The 1149-nt window shown below is 69.0% G+C and carries 1 protein-coding gene and 1 pseudogene; both read right to left on the bottom strand.

Translation table 11 applies throughout. From position 1 onward, the window contains the following. Positions 1-280: 280 nt before the first annotated feature. Positions 281-415 (bottom strand): annotated as a pseudogene (locus ACFXHB_RS44890) (transposase); the annotation flags it as partial. A gap of 409 nt (positions 416-824) precedes the next feature. Next, positions 825-1001 (bottom strand): SDR family oxidoreductase, encoded by a 177-nt coding sequence (locus tag ACFXHB_RS44885; protein ID WP_380583024.1) that lies wholly within the window; start codon positions 999-1001, stop codon positions 825-827. Positions 1002-1149 lie beyond the last annotated feature (148 nt).

The raw sequence follows: 1149 nt of genomic DNA, 5'->3' as shown, positions 1-1149 counted from the left end.
AAGAGCAGGTCAGCGACCCGAACCCCATCAGCCACGCCCAAGTGATGCCCGCCCACCTGTGGCCCAGCGCGAACCCCTCAATCAGCGACAGAGCCCACAACCTGGGCCAGACCCTCATATGACCCGACAAAATCACCCGCTCCTATCCAACATCTACCTGCACAAGTTGGACGCCTTCGTCGAGCAGGTCCTCATGCCGGAATACAACCGAGGCAATCTCCGGGCTCGCAACCTGGAGTACCGCCGGGTGGAGTCCGCCATCGCACGAGCCCGAAGGAAAGGTGTCGACCAGGAGATGCCGCTTGACGCTGTGCACCTTCTTGCCGCCGTCGTACCCGTGCCGGCCGCCCCGCTCGGTCCCCTTGACGCTCTGGCTGTCGAGCACCCCCGCACTCGGCATCGGATCACGCCCCTGACCAGACGCGCCGCCGCAGTCGAGCGAAGGGCGGTGTGGATGGCCGCCCGTAGCCGCAGCCGCATCGGCTCGTCCAGTCGCAGCGGTTCCAACCCCACGACGGAAGCTGGCATCGCCTGTTGGACCCGCCCACGGCTGGGCGGTCTACCGGGTGGCGGGTCCTTCTCGAGGGCGGCCGCCCGGGTCGTCGCCGGATGTGACGTGAGCGCGAACTCGGTCATCCGCTGGCGGTGATGGGAAGGGCGTGCCGCCGGACCTGGTGCTGGTAACACCGGTGTGCAGGCGGCAGCCCAGCGGCCCTGCTCCCTCTCGGAGCGGGCCGCACGATCCGTCGGCTCATGGTCGACCTCTCATCTCGTCTCGAGTGCTGGTGGGCCAGTCCCGCCGACGTGTGCGGCAGGGCGGGAGTTCAATGCCCCATGGACGCGCCGCTGTCGACAGCGAGGACCTGGCCGGTGATGTACGCGGCCTCGGGTGAGGTGAGGAACAGCGCGGCCAGCGCGATCTCGTCAGCGTGCGCCAGCCGGCCCAGCGGTACCTGAGCTGCGAGGCCCTCGACCATCTCGGCATCGAGCGCGTTGAGCATCGCCGTGGTGCCGCAGGGCGCGCGTTCTCGTGCAAGGGATCGGGCGAAGCCGAGACCGCAAGGAGGCCTGGGCCTGGGCCTGGGACCTTGTCCCCACCGCCGTCGAAACCCTCCTGGCGCTGAACCGGCCCGAGGAGGCCGAGGCCCT

The sequence above is a fragment of the Kitasatospora sp. NPDC059327 genome (assembly GCF_042752535.1).
In the GTDB taxonomy this organism is placed as follows: domain Bacteria; phylum Actinomycetota; class Actinomycetes; order Streptomycetales; family Streptomycetaceae; genus Kitasatospora.
The sequence above is the reverse complement of the archived record's forward strand: the minus strand, read 5'-3'. Positions and strand labels throughout refer to the sequence as shown.

Bases quoted from the DNA above. Each gene is read 5' to 3' on its own strand.
- ACFXHB_RS44885 (WP_380583024.1), bottom strand. From the start codon at position 1,001: ATGCTCAACGCGCTCGATGCCGAGATGGTCGAGGGCCTCGCAGCTCAG.